Source organism: Psychrobacter sp. AOP22-C1-C5 (assembly GCF_052378885.1).
Lineage (GTDB): Bacteria > Pseudomonadota > Gammaproteobacteria > Pseudomonadales > Moraxellaceae > Psychrobacter.
In genome coordinates, this window is sequence record NZ_JBQSYC010000018.1 from 1 (window position 1) to 16,652 (window position 16,652).

At 43.9% G+C, this 16,652-nt stretch carries 15 protein-coding genes; 8 read left to right on the forward strand and 7 right to left on the reverse strand.

The window, feature by feature from the left end:
* The first annotated feature begins 143 nt into the window (after positions 1–143).
* From ACT3TH_RS13540 to ACT3TH_RS13550, 3 genes are all read left to right on the forward strand, one after another.
* Positions 144–599, forward strand: coding sequence for a hypothetical protein (locus tag ACT3TH_RS13540; protein ID WP_444756309.1), 456 nt, complete (start codon positions 144–146; stop codon positions 597–599).
* Positions 600–922: 323 nt separating this feature from the next.
* Positions 923–2,485 (forward strand): peptide MFS transporter, encoded by a 1,563-nt coding sequence (locus ACT3TH_RS13545; RefSeq protein WP_444756310.1) that lies wholly within the window; start codon positions 923–925, stop codon positions 2,483–2,485.
* Between the two features lie 271 nt (positions 2,486–2,756).
* Positions 2,757–4,574 carry an aminopeptidase P family protein gene (locus ACT3TH_RS13550; RefSeq protein ID WP_444756311.1) on the forward strand — a complete coding sequence of 606 codons (1,818 nt, stop codon included), beginning with the start codon at positions 2,757–2,759 and terminating at the stop codon, positions 4,572–4,574.
* 179 nt (positions 4,575–4,753) lie between these two features.
* Here the strand turns inward: ACT3TH_RS13550 and ACT3TH_RS13555 are convergent, their stop codons facing one another.
* From ACT3TH_RS13555 to ACT3TH_RS13565, 3 genes are all read right to left on the reverse strand, one after another.
* Positions 4,754–5,578, reverse strand: coding sequence for a hypothetical protein (locus ACT3TH_RS13555; protein WP_444756312.1), 825 nt, complete (start codon positions 5,576–5,578; stop codon positions 4,754–4,756).
* A gap of 130 nt (positions 5,579–5,708) precedes the next feature.
* Positions 5,709–6,980 (reverse strand): beta-ketoacyl-ACP synthase II, encoded by a 1,272-nt coding sequence (gene fabF / locus ACT3TH_RS13560; RefSeq protein ID WP_444756323.1) that lies wholly within the window; start codon positions 6,978–6,980, stop codon positions 5,709–5,711.
* 256 nt (positions 6,981–7,236) lie between these two features.
* Positions 7,237–8,610, reverse strand: a complete 1,374-nt coding sequence (locus ACT3TH_RS13565; RefSeq protein ID WP_444756313.1) for an anhydro-N-acetylmuramic acid kinase — start codon at positions 8,608–8,610, stop codon at positions 7,237–7,239.
* A gap of 119 nt (positions 8,611–8,729) precedes the next feature.
* Between ACT3TH_RS13565 and tyrS the strand changes: the two genes are divergently transcribed.
* From tyrS to ACT3TH_RS13580, 3 genes are read left to right on the forward strand one after another with little or no spacing between them, the layout of a single operon-like run.
* Complete coding sequence (tyrS, locus tag ACT3TH_RS13570; protein WP_444756314.1) at positions 8,730–9,944, forward strand: tyrosine--tRNA ligase; 1,215 nt, start codon at positions 8,730–8,732, stop codon at positions 9,942–9,944.
* Positions 9,945–10,003: 59 nt separating this feature from the next.
* On the forward strand, positions 10,004–10,582 hold the full coding sequence (locus ACT3TH_RS13575) for a GNAT family N-acetyltransferase (RefSeq protein WP_444756315.1): 579 nt from the start codon (positions 10,004–10,006) through the stop codon (positions 10,580–10,582).
* Positions 10,583–10,611: 29 nt separating this feature from the next.
* Positions 10,612–10,851: a DUF1653 domain-containing protein gene (locus ACT3TH_RS13580; RefSeq protein ID WP_444756316.1), complete on the forward strand. Its 240-nt coding sequence runs from the start codon at positions 10,612–10,614 to the stop codon at positions 10,849–10,851.
* A 230-nt stretch (positions 10,852–11,081) separates the two neighbouring features.
* Here ACT3TH_RS13580 and ACT3TH_RS13585 read toward each other — a convergent pair whose 3' ends face one another.
* Positions 11,082–11,921, reverse strand: a complete 840-nt coding sequence (locus ACT3TH_RS13585; protein ID WP_444756317.1) for an alpha/beta fold hydrolase — start codon at positions 11,919–11,921, stop codon at positions 11,082–11,084.
* A gap of 154 nt (positions 11,922–12,075) precedes the next feature.
* Positions 12,076–13,032, reverse strand: a complete 957-nt coding sequence (locus ACT3TH_RS13590; RefSeq protein WP_444756318.1) for an alpha/beta fold hydrolase — start codon at positions 13,030–13,032, stop codon at positions 12,076–12,078.
* A gap of 191 nt (positions 13,033–13,223) precedes the next feature.
* Here ACT3TH_RS13590 and ACT3TH_RS13595 point away from each other — a divergent pair, with 191 nt between their 5' ends.
* Positions 13,224–13,862 carry a hypothetical protein gene (locus ACT3TH_RS13595; RefSeq protein WP_444756319.1) on the forward strand — a complete coding sequence of 213 codons (639 nt, stop codon included), beginning with the start codon at positions 13,224–13,226 and terminating at the stop codon, positions 13,860–13,862.
* 35 nt (positions 13,863–13,897) lie between these two features.
* Here the strand turns inward: ACT3TH_RS13595 and ACT3TH_RS13600 are convergent, their stop codons facing one another.
* Together ACT3TH_RS13600 and upp are read right to left on the reverse strand one after the other, a co-directional pair.
* Positions 13,898–14,650 carry an SDR family NAD(P)-dependent oxidoreductase gene (locus ACT3TH_RS13600; RefSeq protein WP_444756320.1) on the reverse strand — a complete coding sequence of 251 codons (753 nt, stop codon included), beginning with the start codon at positions 14,648–14,650 and terminating at the stop codon, positions 13,898–13,900.
* A 147-nt stretch (positions 14,651–14,797) separates the two neighbouring features.
* Positions 14,798–15,457 (reverse strand): uracil phosphoribosyltransferase, encoded by a 660-nt coding sequence (upp, locus tag ACT3TH_RS13605; protein WP_444756321.1) that lies wholly within the window; start codon positions 15,455–15,457, stop codon positions 14,798–14,800.
* Between the two features lie 267 nt (positions 15,458–15,724).
* On the opposite strand from upp, the gene ACT3TH_RS13610 reads away from it, so the two are divergent.
* A complete protein-coding gene (locus ACT3TH_RS13610; protein WP_444756322.1) occupies positions 15,725–16,426 on the forward strand; it encodes a DNA glycosylase in 702 nt (233 codons plus the stop codon).
* The last annotated feature ends 226 nt before the right edge of the window (positions 16,427–16,652 follow it).

A 16,652-nucleotide genomic window follows, 5' to 3' on the forward strand; every position in this document is an offset into this window, starting at 1 on the left:
AAGTAGTAAGCATTCAATTGTAAGAATAGACAAAAGAATTGTCGCTAATAAATCCTTTAAATACTTAAGGGTTTTAACAAATCGGTATAAATTGCGATATAATAGGCCAATATTTCAAATATTTTGTGCAAGGTGGATAAGGTATGTCAGAAGGTATCGTTAATAACAATCCAAAAAAAGAGCTGTTATATACTCTAGTTGGCATTGCCTTGTTTTTAGGTATTGTCTTACTTATCGGTATTTCTGGATTTTTGCGTCCAGCAGGTGAGCATATTACTGCTGAGACAACCGCCGCGTCAGCAGCAGCTGATAAAGCAGAGGCGATTGCCGCTGAAGATGAGGCGGCACCAGCGGATACGGCAGCTGCGACTACAGAAGAAGCGGATGCTGCAGCAACTGATACTGTTGCGGCCGATGCTACCGTGACTCCAGCCGCAGGCGCTGGTACTGATGGTGCGGTGGTTGCAGCAGAATCTGGTACGGCAACAGCCTCTGGAACCGTCAACCAAGCAGCAGTGGGTGATGCAGATTTAACCGCTGAGCAAGCAGATGCGGATTTAGATGCAGGCAACACTACTGATGAAGCAGCTGCTCAGTAAGTTTGCTGAGTAACAGTTTTACTTTATGCTTAATCAAACGTTTGGTTTTTGAGCGGAAGTACGGGGTATTTAACTCGTTCGCTTCTGTTCGAATTAAAGCGTTCAGGTATCATAAGTGTGAGACTAGAATCATCAATGTCTAATAGAAAAACCCGTTCTCAGTTTACGAGTGCGGGTTTTTTTGTTTGTATTTGTGTAATTATTGACCAACTTTTTCTTTACTTGATTATAACCAAGTGAAACAATGACGCGCTTATATGACCGCCTATCGGTATCGTTAGAGATTTGGTCATTAATACAGTGGTCTTTAAAGGAATAAAGTTATGAGCATAGAATCAAAATCAGAGGCGAGGACTGCTGAGCTGGAAGCGTTGGATAATGGTTTTATGGGACATCCCAAACCATTACGTTCGCTATTCTTTACTGAGATGTGGGAGCGCTTTTCCTATTATAGTATTCGTCCGTTATTAGTACTATTCATGGTAGCGACGGTTGGTAGTGGTGGTTTTGGATTTGATGAAGTAACTGCTTCTGCCATTTATGGGATTTTTGCAGGGTCTTTATATTTGGCAGCAGTACCGGGTGGTTGGCTGGCAGATAACTGGCTTGGCCAAGAGCGCGCATTGTGGTGGGGCAGTATCATCATTGCGCTCGGTCACTTGTGTATTGCATTGTCCGCAATGTTTGGAATGACGCTGTTTTTCGTTGGTTTGATATGTATTGTATTGGGTTCAGGGCTATTTAAAACCTGTATCTCGGTCATGGTTGGCGCTTTATATTCCCAAGGCGACGTTCGCCGCGATGGCGGTTTTACGTTGTTTTACATGGGTATCAATATTGGTGCGTTATTGGCCGCCCTTATCGTTGGGGTGTTCAAAGAAAAAGGCATGTGGCATGCAGGCTTTGGTGTCGGCGGTCTAGGTATGCTTGTGTCGTTATTGGTTTACCGTTTTGCCGCACAAAAGAACTTAACACGCTATGCACGAGCCAAAGGCATTGTGGCTGAGTGGGAACACGCCAACGATCGTTACAAAAACGTGGGTCGCTGGGTCGCAGGATTTGTGGCATTACTAGTGGCACTCGTGCTGTTGGTATCGAGCGGTATGATTGCATTCAATCCGCAGATGGTGGCGGAGTATATGACTTATATCATTGCAGCTGTGGTCATACTGTACTTTGCTATTATGTTTATCTCACCGCGATTGGATAAAACGGACAAACTGCGTTTGTTGATTTGCTTTATCTTAATCATCGGCTCAACGCTGTTTTGGTCAAGTTTTGAGCAGCAGCCAACGTCGTTTAACTTGTTTGCCGATCGCTATACTGATCTGAATGTCTTAGGCTTTGAAGTACCAAGTATTTGGTTCCAGTCTTTAAACCCTTTGTTTATTTTAATATTGGCACCTATTGTTAGTATCATCTGGGTCAAACTTGCAAACCGAGGACTTGAGCCAAGCAGTATGGCTAAGTTTGCACTTGGTATGTTACTTGCCGCGGCAGGTTTTGCATTGATGATTTTTGCATCAAAAAGCATTTTGACCAATGATGGTGGTTTAGCGTCACCATTGTGGTTGGTGGGTAGTCTGTTATTGCTAACGCTAGGTGAATTAGCACTAAGCCCTGTTGGACTGTCTTCAATGACCAAACTTGCGCCAAAAGGCATGCAAGGTCAGATGATGGGACTTTTCTTTGCTTCTATTGCTATGGGTAACTTGGTTGCTGCTTTCTTTGGTGGGTATGTTTCAGCCGATAAAATCGAGGGTTTACCGACTCTATTTACTACCATGACAGTATTTTTGGTAGTGACAGCGGTTTTATTATTAGTGTTGGCAAAACCTATCAATAACATGCTGAAAAAGAGTGAGCTTGAGGATCAAGCTGGTTAATACATAGAACCTCCAGCCAGTTATTGAGTATGCTTACGGCATAAGTCAATGACAAATGATAAGACGTGTTACCATAACTGGTAGCACGTTTTATTGTTTTAATAAGTGAGATATTTTTCTCAGGCCATTGAAAGCCCGCATTCTGCCCAAACATCTAATACAGCTGTGCGGTAATAACATTAAGCTGAACCAAAGAAGATGACTATCCATAGTCACTGCTCGCATCCGAATTTCTAAATCAATTTTTCTAAAATAAATAAGGAAGCCTATCATGAATAAACAAACCATCCATGATCGTATCGATACTCTGCGTCAGACACTGGCGGAACAAGATCTGACGGCCATCATCGTGCCGTCTGCAGATCCACATTTATCTGAGTATTTGCCAGAGTATTGGCAGGCAAGACTCTGGCTATCAGGATTTACCGGCTCAGTCGGTACACTAGTCGTTACAGCAGACTTCGCAGGCCTTTGGACTGATAGCCGCTATTGGGTACATGCTGCCGATCAATTGCAAGGGACAGGTATCAGTTTAGAGAAACTTGCCCCAAATCAGCCGAACCACATTGATTGGTTGGCTGAGCATTTGCAAGAAGGGGATAGCGTCGCCGTTGACGGTAATGTGTTGTCTATCGCTGAGCAGGATCGCCTATTAGATGCGTTTGATGCTCATGATATTACTTTAATCACTGATCGCGATGTGTTGGCAGAAGTATGGACAGATCGCCCAGCATTGCCTTCCGCCGATCTATATCCGCATGATGAGACGTTTGTCGCGCAGTCGGCCACCTCAAAACTGGCAGCCGTACGTGCAGGTATGGCAGAGGCAGGAGCGACGCATCATTTGCTGTCGAGCTTGGATGATATCGCTTGGCTGACCAATCTACGTGGCGCTGATGTTGATTATAACCCTGTGTTTTTGGCGCATATGCTCATTAGCGAAGACAGTGCGACCTTGTTTGTTGATAATAATAAAGTCAGTGCTGATATTGCCAATAGCTTGGAAGGCAGCGGCATAAAGCTGGCAGCTTATGACGCAGTACAAGACGCATTGAGCGCATTGACACCAGAAGATTTATTGCTATTAGATCCAAGTAAAGTGGCGGTAGGGACGCTATCAAAAATGGCAGATGATGTAGGCTTTATTGAGCAAATGGCACCAAGCACGCTGCTGAAATCTGTTAAGTCTGACGCCGATATCAACCATGTGCGTGAAGCTATGCGTCAAGATGGGGCAGCACTCTGTGAGTTTTTTGCCACGTTTGAGCAACGCCTTGCGGCAGGTGAGCGTCTGAGTGAGCTGGATGTAGACAGTATGCTGATCGACGTGCGTAGTCAGCAGCCACACTATGTCTCACCAAGCTTCCCAACCATTGCAGGATTTAATGAAAATGGTGCATTACCGCATTACCGCGCGACACCAGAAAAATTCAGTTACCTCGATGTAAATGCAGGCGAGGGCGGGCTATTACTGATTGACTCAGGTGCACAATATCAAAACGGCACCACTGATATCACGCGTGTGGTCGGTATCGGACAAGTAAACGCTGAGCATAAGCGCGATTTTACTCTTGTATTAAAAGCACATATTGCCTTGGCTCGCGCACATTTTCCCGATGGTATCGCCTCTCCATTGATTGATGCGATTTGCCGTGCGCCATTGTGGCAGGCACAAATGGATTATGGTCATGGCACAGGTCACGGAGTCGGTTATTTCTTAAACGTGCATGAAGGCCCGCAAGTCATTGCTTATAGTGCTAGCACGCCAAAAGAGCGGGCGATGAAAGTCGGTATGATTTCAAGTAATGAGCCAGGTCTATATCGTGAAGGTAAGTGGGGCATTCGTATCGAAAACTTGGTCGTTAATACGCCAGTACCTAATCCTACTGAGACAGAGTTTGGTAATTTCTTAAACTTTGAAACCATCACTTATTGCCCAATTGACACACGTTTGATTGAGCCAACATTGCTGGATCAGATAGAAACCAAATGGCTCAATGAGTATCATAGCCAAGTGTTTGCAGAACTAAAAGATCGCGTTGATGGGGCAGCGCTTGAGTGGCTAACTGAGCGTACACAAGCCATTTAAAATAAAATCGTCACAAAACAAGTTATCTAAAATAGAACGATTTGTTTTGTGAAAGTCATTTTTGCAACAATAAAAAAAGCCCCATCAAAGAGTGATGGGGCTTTTTCGTATATACTTTTTGGTGTCTAAAGATTCCACTGTTTTTAGCAGGAGATACCGTACCAATCAAGTACCAACTATCAATGAACGTTTTTCTTAGCTACCTCTTCATTAGTCTCAGAAGGATTTTGTTCGCCCAGATGTTGAGTAACCTCAGCACGTAGCCAAGACTTCAGGTTCTCAGACATCAGCATCATCTGCTCACTAAGATAATCATCAATTTGCATTTCTAGCTCATGAATTAAGGCTTGATGCGTTTCGCCTAACTTAGCATCTTTTAATGCCAAACTGATGGCTGCACTGGCTTTGCCTTGAATGGCTTTCACACTGCTGTCGCTCTCAATAGCGTTATCACTTTTAATACTGGTATCGCTCACCGCATTAGTAGATTTGCTTACGGTTTTATTAGTATTGTTATCAATAGAGGGGTTGTCCGTACTATTAATAACTTTACTATCAACCATTTCGCTATCAGTACTTACTTTGTCCGATTCGTTTGTTGCAATCGTCGACTCATCAATATTATCTTTACTTGCGACTGACGCGGCATTTTTTTCTTGTTCTTTTTTTGCGGCTTCTGCTGTCTCACGGCGCTTGGCTTCTTCTATCGCTTGGATTTTTTCGTCTTCTAGTCGCTGTTGTTCAGCTGCCTGCTCTTTCTCTTGCTTTTCAATAATGGCTTTAGCAATCGCTTGCTCGGCCTCATGGTTTTCATATAGTTCATCGACATGAGCGTCTAGGTCATGAGTATGAAAAACAAAGCTCTCAAACGGCGTCTTTGTTTGCAGCAAAGTTGTGATATCTTCTAGCTCTTGGGTAATTGCGGCGCGTATTGGTTCAGGCGCACACGTCCAGCGCTGATAAAACTGAGGGGAAAATGAGTAGCTTGACATGGTATCGTCCATAAATGTTCCAAAAATTACCCCTTATCATACGCAAGTACGATAAGGGGCTGCAAGTGGACAAACGTAGCCAATCTGACAACAACGTTACAACCGTAAGGTTACAACGACTCGCGTCGTCAGAGTTTATGCTTTAAAGGGTTTCAGGCCAACGCGCAAATATCAATGAGCCATTGGTACCGCCAAAGCCAAAGCTATTGGACACAGCGTACTGTAGATTGTCTACTTTACGCGATTGGTTAGCGACATAATCGAGATTGCAGTTGTCCTCGACATTGTCCAAGTTAATGGTTGGTGGCACATGCTGATGTTGTAAGGCAAGTACCGTAAAGATGGCTTCAATACCACCAGCAGCACCCAATAAGTGACCTGTCATTGATTTGGTTGAACTCACAAGGATACTGTCTTTCACTGGCGCAAATACCGTTTCAATAGCAATTGATTCAGCGACATCACCAGCAGGGGTACTTGTGCCATGAGCATTGACATAACCAACAGCAGAAGGATCAATACCAGCATCGTTCAACGCATTGCGCATGGCTCGTGCTGCTCCATTACCATCTTCTGGCGGGGCAGTAATATGGCTGGCATCATCACTCATGCCAAACCCGACGAGTTCTGCCAATATTGTCGCACCGCGCGCTTTAGCGTGGGCAAGGCTTTCTAATACCACCATCCCTGCACCATCACCCAGCACAAAACCATCACGGTCTTTATCAAATGGACGTGATGCTTTGGTTGGCTCATCATTACGAGTTGAAAGCGCATGCATGGCACCAAAGCCTGCCATACCAAGGGGACTTGAGCCTTTTTCGCTACCACCAGCCAGCATGACATCCGCATCACCATAGGCAATCAAACGGGCTGCTAGACCCATCGCATGTGTGGCGGTGGTACATGCGGTCGATGTTGCAAGATTGGGACCTTGCAACGTGTGCTTAATTGCTACTAGGCCCGCAGCCATATTCACAATAGAGCCTGGGATGATAAAAGGTGAGACTTTGGTGGCACCTTTTTCACGCAGCATGTCGCGACTGCTCTCAATGGTTTGAATACCGCCAATACCTGAGCCTAATATAATACCAAAACGCTCTTGATCTACCCCTTTTACAGGACTGTTAGCCGCGCTCACTTCATCGATAAAACCTGCATTTTTTAACGCCATGGCCGAGGCAGCGATACCATAATGAATAAAATCATCATAGCGGCGTGCGTCCTTAGGACTCATATATTGCTTGGCATCAAAGTCTTTGACGACGCCTGCAATTTGAGCACGATAGTCCGCTGCATCAAAATGGGTAATCTGTGAGATACCGCTGTCGCCGTTAAGTAGGCTTGTCCACGAGCTATCGACGTCTAGACCAAGCGGTGTAATAGCACCCATCCCCGTGACCACGACTCGCATATCATCAGAGCGTTCGTAGTGTGGTGGCTTTTGGCGCGTTTTATGCTCCGGAGCAGCAGTAGTGTCTGCAGCTTGCGCGGTAGGTGAGTTGCTGTGTTGGCTCATGCGATATATCCTATACTTATGGTCCTAAGAGGATTGTATTTTTCTTATACTATATAAGGCGACAACGTTATATTATTTATAGCGTTATCTCCATATTTTGGCAACCATTATAAAACACATTAGTTTACGCATGTAAACTTAAATGAACTGATCAGGCAAAACAGACCTGACCCAGTACTACGCCTTTATTGGCACCCGTTACCGCTGGCAAATTACCTGTCTCTCCCATTAGCGTTTGCCTTGCTAACCAAGCAAAAGCGACCGCTTCTACCCACGTTGGGTTGAGTCCTAGCCTTGCTGTGGTCTCGACCGTGCAATGCGGCAAATTCGCTTGCAGACGCTTAATCAAATAATTATTAAGTGCTCCGCCGCCGCACACATAAATGGCTCCACAATCTTGTCCTTCTTTATTTAAGAATTGTTTGATCTGTGCGCTGGCACTGACTGCAGTTAGCTCAGTTAAAGTAGCTTGTACATCAGCAGATGAGTAGCGGACATGGACAGAGGCTTGATCGAATTTTTGTAGCTCATCTTGTAGCCATTCTAAATTAAAGTCTTCACGGCCAGTGCTTTTGGGATAAGGTCGAGTAAAAAACGGATGCTCTAAAAACTGATTGAGTAGCGGCTCAACGATTTGGCCCGACTGCGCCCACGCACCGCCAGCATCGTACCCTTTATCCGTGTGCAATGTTGTCCATGCATCCAACAACAGATTGGCAGGGCCAGTATCATAGCCGACAACGCTCTGCGACGGCTCTTGGTTTGGCGTATGAGCAGACGAGGCTGGCAAGACTGTAATGTTGGCAATCCCGCCCAAATTCAACAACACGCGCGTATTATCAGTTGCGGCAAATAGCGCTTGATGAAAGGCGGGCACCAATGGCGCACCTTGGCCGCCGACCGCCATATCGCGGCGTCGAAAATCACTGACAACGCTGATACCCGTACGCTCAGCGATAATATTGGGATCGACCAATTGCAAGCTAAAGCCCATCTGTGGACGGTGGCGGACAGTTTGTCCATGACAGCCAATGGCCAAAACGGCTTCTGGATCTGTTTTGGCTTTTTTTAACAAGGTGTTGACCACGTCACTGGCAAATTCCGCATACTCACGATTGGCCCAGCCAAACCAGTCAAGCTCGCTGTTTGGTTCATCCGCGTTTGGCACTAATTGGCTAACCCCATTGGGCTGGCAGAGCGCCAACAATACTTCACGCAGTCGCGGCGGAAAATCTTGACTATAAGTGGCCAACAAGCGCATGGGCCGCTGAGTATCGCTTTCATCACTGACATGGTCACTAAATTGACAAAGAACGGCATCCATACCGTCTAGGCTCGTCCCAGACATCATACCGATATATAAGCCATCATCGAAGTTTTCAAACACAGTTTGCTCAAGCGCTTCGGTCAAGGTGGCATAATTTAAGTCGTCAATATCATTCAAATGCTTGTCTAAAGCACTATCTACACCTAAATTTACATAAGTATTATGATGCGTATCAGCAATCGATGCGGGGTTGGTCATGGTAATTTACCTTAAAAAACGCTAGTATATCTGCCAAATTCTAACATTTTTTGACGGCTACGAGATTGTAAATAGCCCAAGTACTTTCCCCATTTGATAAAGACAATAAAGAGAGCCTCATGACAACCCAAACCTACACATTAGAAGAACAGCTTGCCCTGATTCAGCGCGGGACGCAAGAAATCCTATCTGAAGAGGATTTAGTCGCTAAGCTAAAACTCAATCGTCCATTGCGTATCAAAGCAGGTTTTGATCCTACGGCGCCTGATCTGCATTTGGGTCATACGGTTTTGATTAATAAGCTCAAGCATTTTCAAGATTTGGGTCATGAGATTTATTTTTTAATTGGTGATTATACGGCCAAGATTGGCGATCCGTCTGGCAAGAACAGCACGCGTCCGCCATTGACCGATGAGCAAATTAAAATGAACGCGCAAACGTATGCTGAACAAGTCTTTAAAATTTTGGACAAAGAAAAAACCCGCGTGGTCTTTAACTCAGAATGGTTTAACGACATGACAGCGGCTGATATGATTCAGCTTGCCAGTCAGCAAACGGTCTCACGTATGCTTGAGCGTGATGATTTTTCTAAGCGCTACGCATCACAAACCCCAATCTCTATCCACGAGTTTCTCTATCCGTTGGTGCAGGGCTATGACTCTATCGCACTAAAAGCCGATGTCGAGCTTGGCGGTACCGATCAAACCTTTAACTTATTGATGGGGCGTACTTTGCAAGGTCGCTACGGTCAAGAGTCACAAGTGTGTATCACCGTGCCTATTTTAGAAGGGCTTGACGGTGTCAATAAAATGTCCAAATCTCTTGGTAATTATGTCGCCATCTACGATGCGCCAGGCACCATGTACCAAAAAATCCTGTCAATGCCAGACACCTTGATTCGTCGCTATTTTGAGTTTTTGAGCTTCAAACCCATGGAAGAAGTCGAAGGCCTCATGAGCGAGATGGAAGGTGGTCGTAATCCGCAAGAAATTAAACGCATTTTGGCTGAAGAATTAATCGAGCGCTTCCATGATGCTGATGCCGCTGCTAATGCGCACAAATCGGCCGGTAATGTCCTTGCCGATGGCGAATTGCCAGTTGATTTGCCAGAGGTGACATTAACACTTGAGGATGGTCAAGATGCCTTGTTTATCACGCAAATATTAAACCAAGCAGGTTTGACTAAGAATAGTGCGGCGGCAAAAGACATGCTAAAACGCAATGCGGTGAAAGTAGACGGCGAAGAAGTGAACGCTGGCTTTAGCTTAACCTCAGGTCAAACGGTTGTCATTCAAGCTGGCAAAAAGGCTTATGCCAAAGTGACGGTGAGCTGATTTATATAGATAGTTAGGCAAAGTTGTTTTCAAAATGACGATGGCTTGAGGAGAGATGCATGTTAGAACTTCGTACATTATTAAGTAACGGTATCATTCTTAAGCCATTAACGCTAACTCATGCAAATGACTTAGCTCAAGCTTGCCAAGATGGTGAACTATGGAAAATAAACGAGACGTCTGTACCCGAGCCAGATAATGTGATTGCTTATATCAATACCGCAGATTCAATGTCTGATAGACAAGCTTTTGCCGTTATTGATGAGCTAACAGGTAAAGCGATTGGTACAACCAGTTTTCACGATATTTTACCGCTCACAAAACGCTTAGAGATTGGCTACACATGGTACGCCAAATCGTATTGGCAAACGCATGTCAATACAACCTGCAAGCTTATGCTACTGACTTATATATTTGAAACCCTAGAATATCAGACGGTAGGCTGGCGTACAGATATTGAAAACTATCGCTCACAAAACGCGATTGAACGTTTGGGCGCAAAAAAAGATGGGATCATCCGAGGTAATCGAGTACGCCGTAATGGCGTTATCTCTAGCACAGTCATGTATAGTTTATTAAAATCTGAATGGCCACAAGTAAAGGTTGAGCTGACAAATAAGCTTAATAAAAGCTACTAACATTCGTAATCAAACTAAATAAGAATCTTATGTCTCAACAAAACCAAAACTCTATTCCCCAAGGCATCTACCGCCACTACAAAGGTAGCCTATACCAAGTGCTCCATACGGCAAAGCATTCAGAAACGGAAGATTCACTGGTCGTATATCGTTGTCTTTACGGTGAATACGGCGTTTGGGTACGTCCTTTAAGTATGTTTACAGAAATGGTTACCGTCGATGGCAAAGAAATACCACGTTTTGAATTGATTAAAGCACTGGCTGATTAAAATTAGTTCAAAATAAAAACGTTATACTAATGGCTATGCATGACAGGGATGAATTTTTCGTCGCCTCTGTGACAGCAGCAAGCAAGGAAAATTTATACCAGTCGCAGAGCATCGATTTAAAATAAATTTACGATAGTTTTAAGTCATGTATAAATCATTAAGCAAATAAAAAAGCGACTTTTGGAGTCGCTTTTTTTATATTTTAAAAGGGTAATCAACTATAAAGACAGTTAGCTGTTTAAAAACGCAATCAACACGTCATTAAACTCGTCTTTATGGGTGACGTTGATGCCGTGTGGGCCACCTTGAACAATATGAAGCTGACTGTCTGCGATCATATCGTGAGAACGTTGACCGCTGGCTTCGAGTGGTACGATTTGATCAGCATCGCCATGTATCACTAAGGTTGGTACGTCAAACGCTTTTAAATCTTCACGGAAATCAGCATAAGCAAACGCTTTCACACAGTCATAAGTCGCTTTAGGTGAAGCAAACGCTGCAATATCGCGGTTGTATAAGCGCATTGGTTTGCTGACCAATAGTGAGCCATCTTTTGGCGTAAAAAAGTTCTTAGTAAAATCATTTAAAAAGGCAATTCTATCTTCACGTACGCCATCCAAAAACGCTTGAATGTCTGCATCTTCAAGACCGCCATCAGGATTGTCATCGGCTTTATACAAATACGGCGGAACAGCAGACGCTAGTACTGCTTTGCTAATACGCTCTGAGCCATATCTACCAATATAGCGCGCCACTTCACCGCCACCCATCGAAAATCCAACGACGGTGGCATCGTTTAAATCTAGCTCATCCATCAGCGCTTTTAAATCTTGTGCCAACGTGTCGTAATCATAGCCATTCCACGGTTTAGATGATTGACCAAAACCGCGTCTGTCATAAGTGATGACTCGATAGCCTGCATCGACCAAAGCAGGAAGCTGTGACTCCCAAGCACGTCCACTGAGCGGCCAGCCATGAATGAGTACAACGGGTTTACCAGTACCTTGGACTTCGTAATATAAATCGACAGGTTCATTATTGTCTTGAGTTGCAACTGTAACGTAGGGCATGATCTTATCCTTTTAGAATTATTATATTCGTGTTTTTATTGATGCTCGCTGGTGGCTTGCCTCAGTTTTTTAGTATAAAAGTAGCTAAGATCAATTGCCATAATAGGTTGTAAACTTATAGTGGTAATTATTAAGTGGTTATGTAAAATGCTCGCTAATCTTGTAGAAATTCTTTCAGTATTCTATAAAACTGAATGGGTACATCTAATGGAACTGCATGCCCTGAGTTCAGCAATATGACATCGCGTGCGTTGGGTAGCATCTGCGTGATTTTCTGTTGCCATTTAGGGTCGTATAATGCTGAGCGACCGCCAATAAGACTGACTACTGGAATGGTCACGTGCTCTATAGCTCCCCGAAAGTCATAGGGTAATTCTAAATATGCCTGTAAGCACCGCATTTTGTGTTGCCAAGTAGTGTGATTATAAAACGCAAGCTTGTGGTCGTTTTGATAGGTCAGTATTTGCACAAGTACCTTTGAGCGTGGATGGCTTACTGATAGTAGCGAAAACAAGCGTTCAACATCCGTCACGCGTCGTTTGAGCGTAAATGGCAGATGCGTAAAGCGCTCAACTTGAGCATAGGGTAATGTCATATCGACAATATCTTGTAAGATACCGAACACTTCTTCTTGCCGAGCACCAAACAATCCACCTTGCCAATCCGACTGGTTATGAATCACAGGGCTTTGATCGATGTTTAAATAACGGCTGACGCGAGATATACCGAAGCGCTCAAAATACGCCCACATAACCAGTGCACCCATTGAGATTGCTGCGACGGGTAGCGACTCTATACGGTGTATTAGACAAACTTGCTCAATGACTTTATCGATATCGTCGGCATATTGACGCACAAAATCAAACTGACTAAGCGTGATATCTTTCGCCTCTCCAAACCCTCTAAAATGTGGCAGATAAAATTGATATTTACCAATCAGAGGTAATATGAATGGCAAAAATTCCCGTGCATCCATACCATAAGCGTGCAGCATGAGGACGGGTTTTCCACGACCAATGACAGAAACGGGCAATAGCGTGCCATCAGTAGCAGCGAATTTTATCGTCTGTAATTGATAGCGTGATGGGAATGAGAATAGCGGTGTTTTCATAGAAGAGCGCAGTCAGTTAAGAGTTATTTTGGTCTTATCACACAAGCTTAAACAATACAGTCTAATAAAAGACTGCTATATTAAAACCGTTAAGGCGACCATAGCACAAATACTCTTGAGCAGTAAAAGTGGCAGTCTTTATTATGATATTTGCTAGGTAAAATGTTTGTAATTAATAAGGATAGTAATGCATGAACAAATCGACGTTACCACTACTCGATAGCAGCCTTTATCCGCAGGTCTGGCAGCAGCAGACATTTCTCAATCCGCAAAATTTTTTAATGGCGCTGTTAACAACAGACATGACGCTTGACGCTGGATTATTTACAAAACAGTTATTGGCCAATGATACATATCAAGATTGGATCAATGCCACCGTATTTGGGCGCTACCTTCATCGTAATTTTACGGCGTTCTATCAGCAAACAGAAGACAGCTTCAATGAGGAGATGCCCGCACTATTTCGTCAAGAGCTAACACGTCACGCGCAGTATTTACCGCTTGAGCAGACACTGTTTTTTGCAGGCGATTTACCGAAAAGCTTTCGCCAAACCAAGCTTTTAACCACAACCGTCAATCCTGCTACCGCGATCATTAACGCACAGAAGACGCAACACTCAAAGATGATTGTCAATCAGATAAAAATCGTCGGTAAACAGGTATTGGGATTTCCAATACGCCATAACAAACGCACCAGCGAGCGCTTGCGCAATGAAGTATTGATTTTGGCGTTTCAAGATTTGCGTCTAGTGAATGAGCAAGAGGTGGGAGATTTGGAAAGAAGCAACGCAGCATTGACTACATTGCTTCGGTCTTATGAATTACGTTGATGAGACAGAAAATAGGTTATAGACGAGTTTAGGGTTTACGACTCTCGCTTAGCAACCGTTAAGCCATTATAGGTTTGTGCCACTGGCATCACTTCCAAACGATTGACATTAACATGCGCAGGCGACTCGATAAGCCATAATAAAATATCGCCGATATCGTCGCCAGTCATGGTTTTAAAGCCATCATATACCTTGGCCGCTTTTTCGTCATCGCCATGATAGCGCACGTTCGAAAACTCTGTGCCCGCGATGACACCTGGCTCAAGATTGGTCACGCGCACTTGTGTGCCAACCAAATCCGCTCGCAAGTTTAAGCTGAACTGCTTTACAAAGGCTTTGGTCGCCCCGTAAACATTGCCACCATAGTACGGCCAGTTGCCTGCAATCGAACCTACATTAATGATATAACCACTGTCACGCGCCACCATCGCTGGCAAGATGGCATGAGTAAGTGCCATCAATCCTTTCACATTGGTATCGGTCATGCGCATCCAATCATCGAGACTGGCCTTATGCGCAGGTTCTGTACCAAGTGCTAGCCCTGCATTATTGACCAAAACATCGATTTGATTGAAACCCTCAGGTAAATCAGCGATGATTTGCGGAAGAGAGGCAGTATCACTCACATCCATCACCACAGGCAAAAAATTATCGCCTAAAATTTCTGCCAAAGCATTGAGTTTGTCTAAGCGTCGGGCGCAACCAATCACGCGATGGCCTTTTGCGACCAAACGCTCAGCCAGTGCTTTACCAAAACCCGCACTTGCTCCTGTAATCAATACGTTCATTTTCTATCCTTATTATTGATGCTGTCTGATTATGTCATGTACGCTTAGGTCATAAATGCTATGACGACTATTTATCTGAGCCTAAAAGCTACTGTCTTACCCTCGACCGCGGTTAATAGGCCTTTACCCCACCATATTGATAGACAGTTACTTGTTTGATAACTGTTTGCCAAATATTTTATCACCTGCATCGCCAAGGCCTGGAATGATATAACCATGCTCATCCAAATGACTATCTAGCGCGGCGGTATAAATAGTCACATCAGGATGCGCTTCATTGACCAAACGTACGCCTTCAGGTGCAGCTACCAAAACCAATGCTTTTATATTGGTACAGCCATTTTTCTTTAACATCTCGATGGTCGCAACCATTGAACCACCAGTCGCGAGCATTGGATCAATAATAAGCGCTGGGCGTTTGTCCATATGGCTAACAAACTTTTCGAAAAAAGGCACCGGCTGCAACGTTTCTTCATCACGCTGCAAACCCACGACAGAGATTTTTGCGGTAGGAATCAAATCGAGCACACCGTCCAACATCCCAATACCCGCACGCAAAATCGGCACAATCGTCGCCGTCTTGCCCATGATTTGCTCACCAGTGATCTCACCACACCAGCCTTCCATTGGGAAGGTTTCAATTTCAAAATCACGGCTTGCTTCATACGCCATCAAACGTGCAAGCTCTTTGGTTAGTGTACGAAACTTATAAGTACTACAGTCTTTTTCGCGCATGAGGCTGAGTTTATGACGGACTAGTGGATGATCTATTACCGTAATTTTTAAATCGCTATTTAAGTCACTCATAAGAACTCTCTTGGTTTTTGGTCTGATGCTTGCGCAGTCACTGCGGTTGCCATTAGTATAAAAGATACAAACACTTACTGCACTTTAACTCTAGGTCGCCACAGAAATAGTAAGATTGGCGCTTTAATCACTAAGTCATTTAAGTTAAATGACGCATCAATTTTCTATTTAAGCCGACTATGTTTGACTGTATAGACCCATAATAAGTAAAGCAGTGTTTAGGCCTGCTATGATACCAAAAAAACCCATTTTCTGATGAAGAATATCATGACTATCCAACCAACTAACGCTCAAAACAACGCCAATCAAGCGGACGATGACTTAATATTGTCCAAAACAAGGGAAGCAATGGTAGAAACCCATCCGTTCGCACCCGTTCTGCCGTCAAATGCTACCGTCATGATGATGGGCACGTTTCCGCCAACGGCTGATAAATGGGCGATGAGTTTTCATTATCCTAACTTCTATAATGATATGTGGCGTATTTATGGACGTGTATTCTTCGATGACGCGGACTATTTTAGAGTCGGCGATGAAAAAAGGTTTGATCCTGAGCGTATTCGAAACTTTATGTTTGAGCGTGGCATCGCTTCTTGTCCAACCGTTAAGCAAGCGATTCGTGAGACGGGCAACGCGTCTGATAAAAACTTAACCGTAGTCACACGAGTCGATCTGGACAACATCTTGCCGCAAGTACCAAAGGTGCAGACCTTATTTACTACTGGCGGCAAAGCAACAGAAGTGCTGATGAGTTTGCTTGCGGCGCCACCAACCAAATCAAAATACCCTAAGACTAATCAAAGTATGGCGTATCCTTATCAATGGCAAGACCCAGACTCTCATCAAAATGATACGGTTAACGACTTAACCTTATATAGAATGCCTTCTACCTCGCGCGCTTACCCATTAGCCTTAGATAAAAAGGTTGCCGCTTATAAGGCGTTCTTTAAAGAGATAGGTAAGTTATAGACTGGGTAAGTGATAAGACAATGACAGTAGATAGAACGATATGATCAACAGAGTCTAACTATATAGGAGTGATAGTATTAGAGAGACATTGGGCTCTCAATAAAATTGATATTGTATAAATAGCAGTTGTTATAAATAAATTTATAGGTACTTAATATCTAACATATTGAAATATATCTAAAATTTAAAAGCACTCGAAGTAATGTTGCAAATGAGTAAAATAACC

What these genes read in the sequence shown, in the direction of transcription:
- ACT3TH_RS13540 (WP_444756309.1), top strand. Translation starts at nt 144, where the DNA reads ATGTCAGAAGGTATCGTTAATAACAATCCAAAAAAAGAGCTGTTATAT.
- ACT3TH_RS13545 (WP_444756310.1), top strand. Translation starts at nt 923, where the DNA reads ATGAGCATAGAATCAAAATCAGAGGCGAGGACTGCTGAGCTGGAAGCG.
- ACT3TH_RS13550 (WP_444756311.1), top strand. Translation starts at nt 2,757, where the DNA reads ATGAATAAACAAACCATCCATGATCGTATCGATACTCTGCGTCAGACA.
- ACT3TH_RS13555 (WP_444756312.1), bottom strand. Translation starts at nt 5,578, where the DNA reads ATGGACGATACCATGTCAAGCTACTCATTTTCCCCTCAGTTTTATCAG.
- fabF (WP_444756323.1), bottom strand. Translation starts at nt 6,980, where the DNA reads ATGCGAGTCGTGGTCACGGGGATGGGTGCTATTACACCGCTTGGTCTA.
- ACT3TH_RS13565 (WP_444756313.1), bottom strand. Translation starts at nt 8,610, where the DNA reads ATGACCAACCCCGCATCGATTGCTGATACGCATCATAATACTTATGTA.
- tyrS (WP_444756314.1), top strand. Translation starts at nt 8,730, where the DNA reads ATGACAACCCAAACCTACACATTAGAAGAACAGCTTGCCCTGATTCAG.
- ACT3TH_RS13575 (WP_444756315.1), top strand. Translation starts at nt 10,004, where the DNA reads ATGTTAGAACTTCGTACATTATTAAGTAACGGTATCATTCTTAAGCCA.
- ACT3TH_RS13580 (WP_444756316.1), top strand. Translation starts at nt 10,612, where the DNA reads ATGTCTCAACAAAACCAAAACTCTATTCCCCAAGGCATCTACCGCCAC.
- ACT3TH_RS13585 (WP_444756317.1), bottom strand. Translation starts at nt 11,921, where the DNA reads ATGCCCTACGTTACAGTTGCAACTCAAGACAATAATGAACCTGTCGAT.
- ACT3TH_RS13590 (WP_444756318.1), bottom strand. Translation starts at nt 13,032, where the DNA reads ATGAAAACACCGCTATTCTCATTCCCATCACGCTATCAATTACAGACG.
- ACT3TH_RS13595 (WP_444756319.1), top strand. Translation starts at nt 13,224, where the DNA reads ATGAACAAATCGACGTTACCACTACTCGATAGCAGCCTTTATCCGCAG.
- ACT3TH_RS13600 (WP_444756320.1), bottom strand. Translation starts at nt 14,650, where the DNA reads ATGAACGTATTGATTACAGGAGCAAGTGCGGGTTTTGGTAAAGCACTG.
- upp (WP_444756321.1), bottom strand. Translation starts at nt 15,457, where the DNA reads ATGAGTGACTTAAATAGCGATTTAAAAATTACGGTAATAGATCATCCA.
- ACT3TH_RS13610 (WP_444756322.1), top strand. Translation starts at nt 15,725, where the DNA reads ATGACTATCCAACCAACTAACGCTCAAAACAACGCCAATCAAGCGGAC.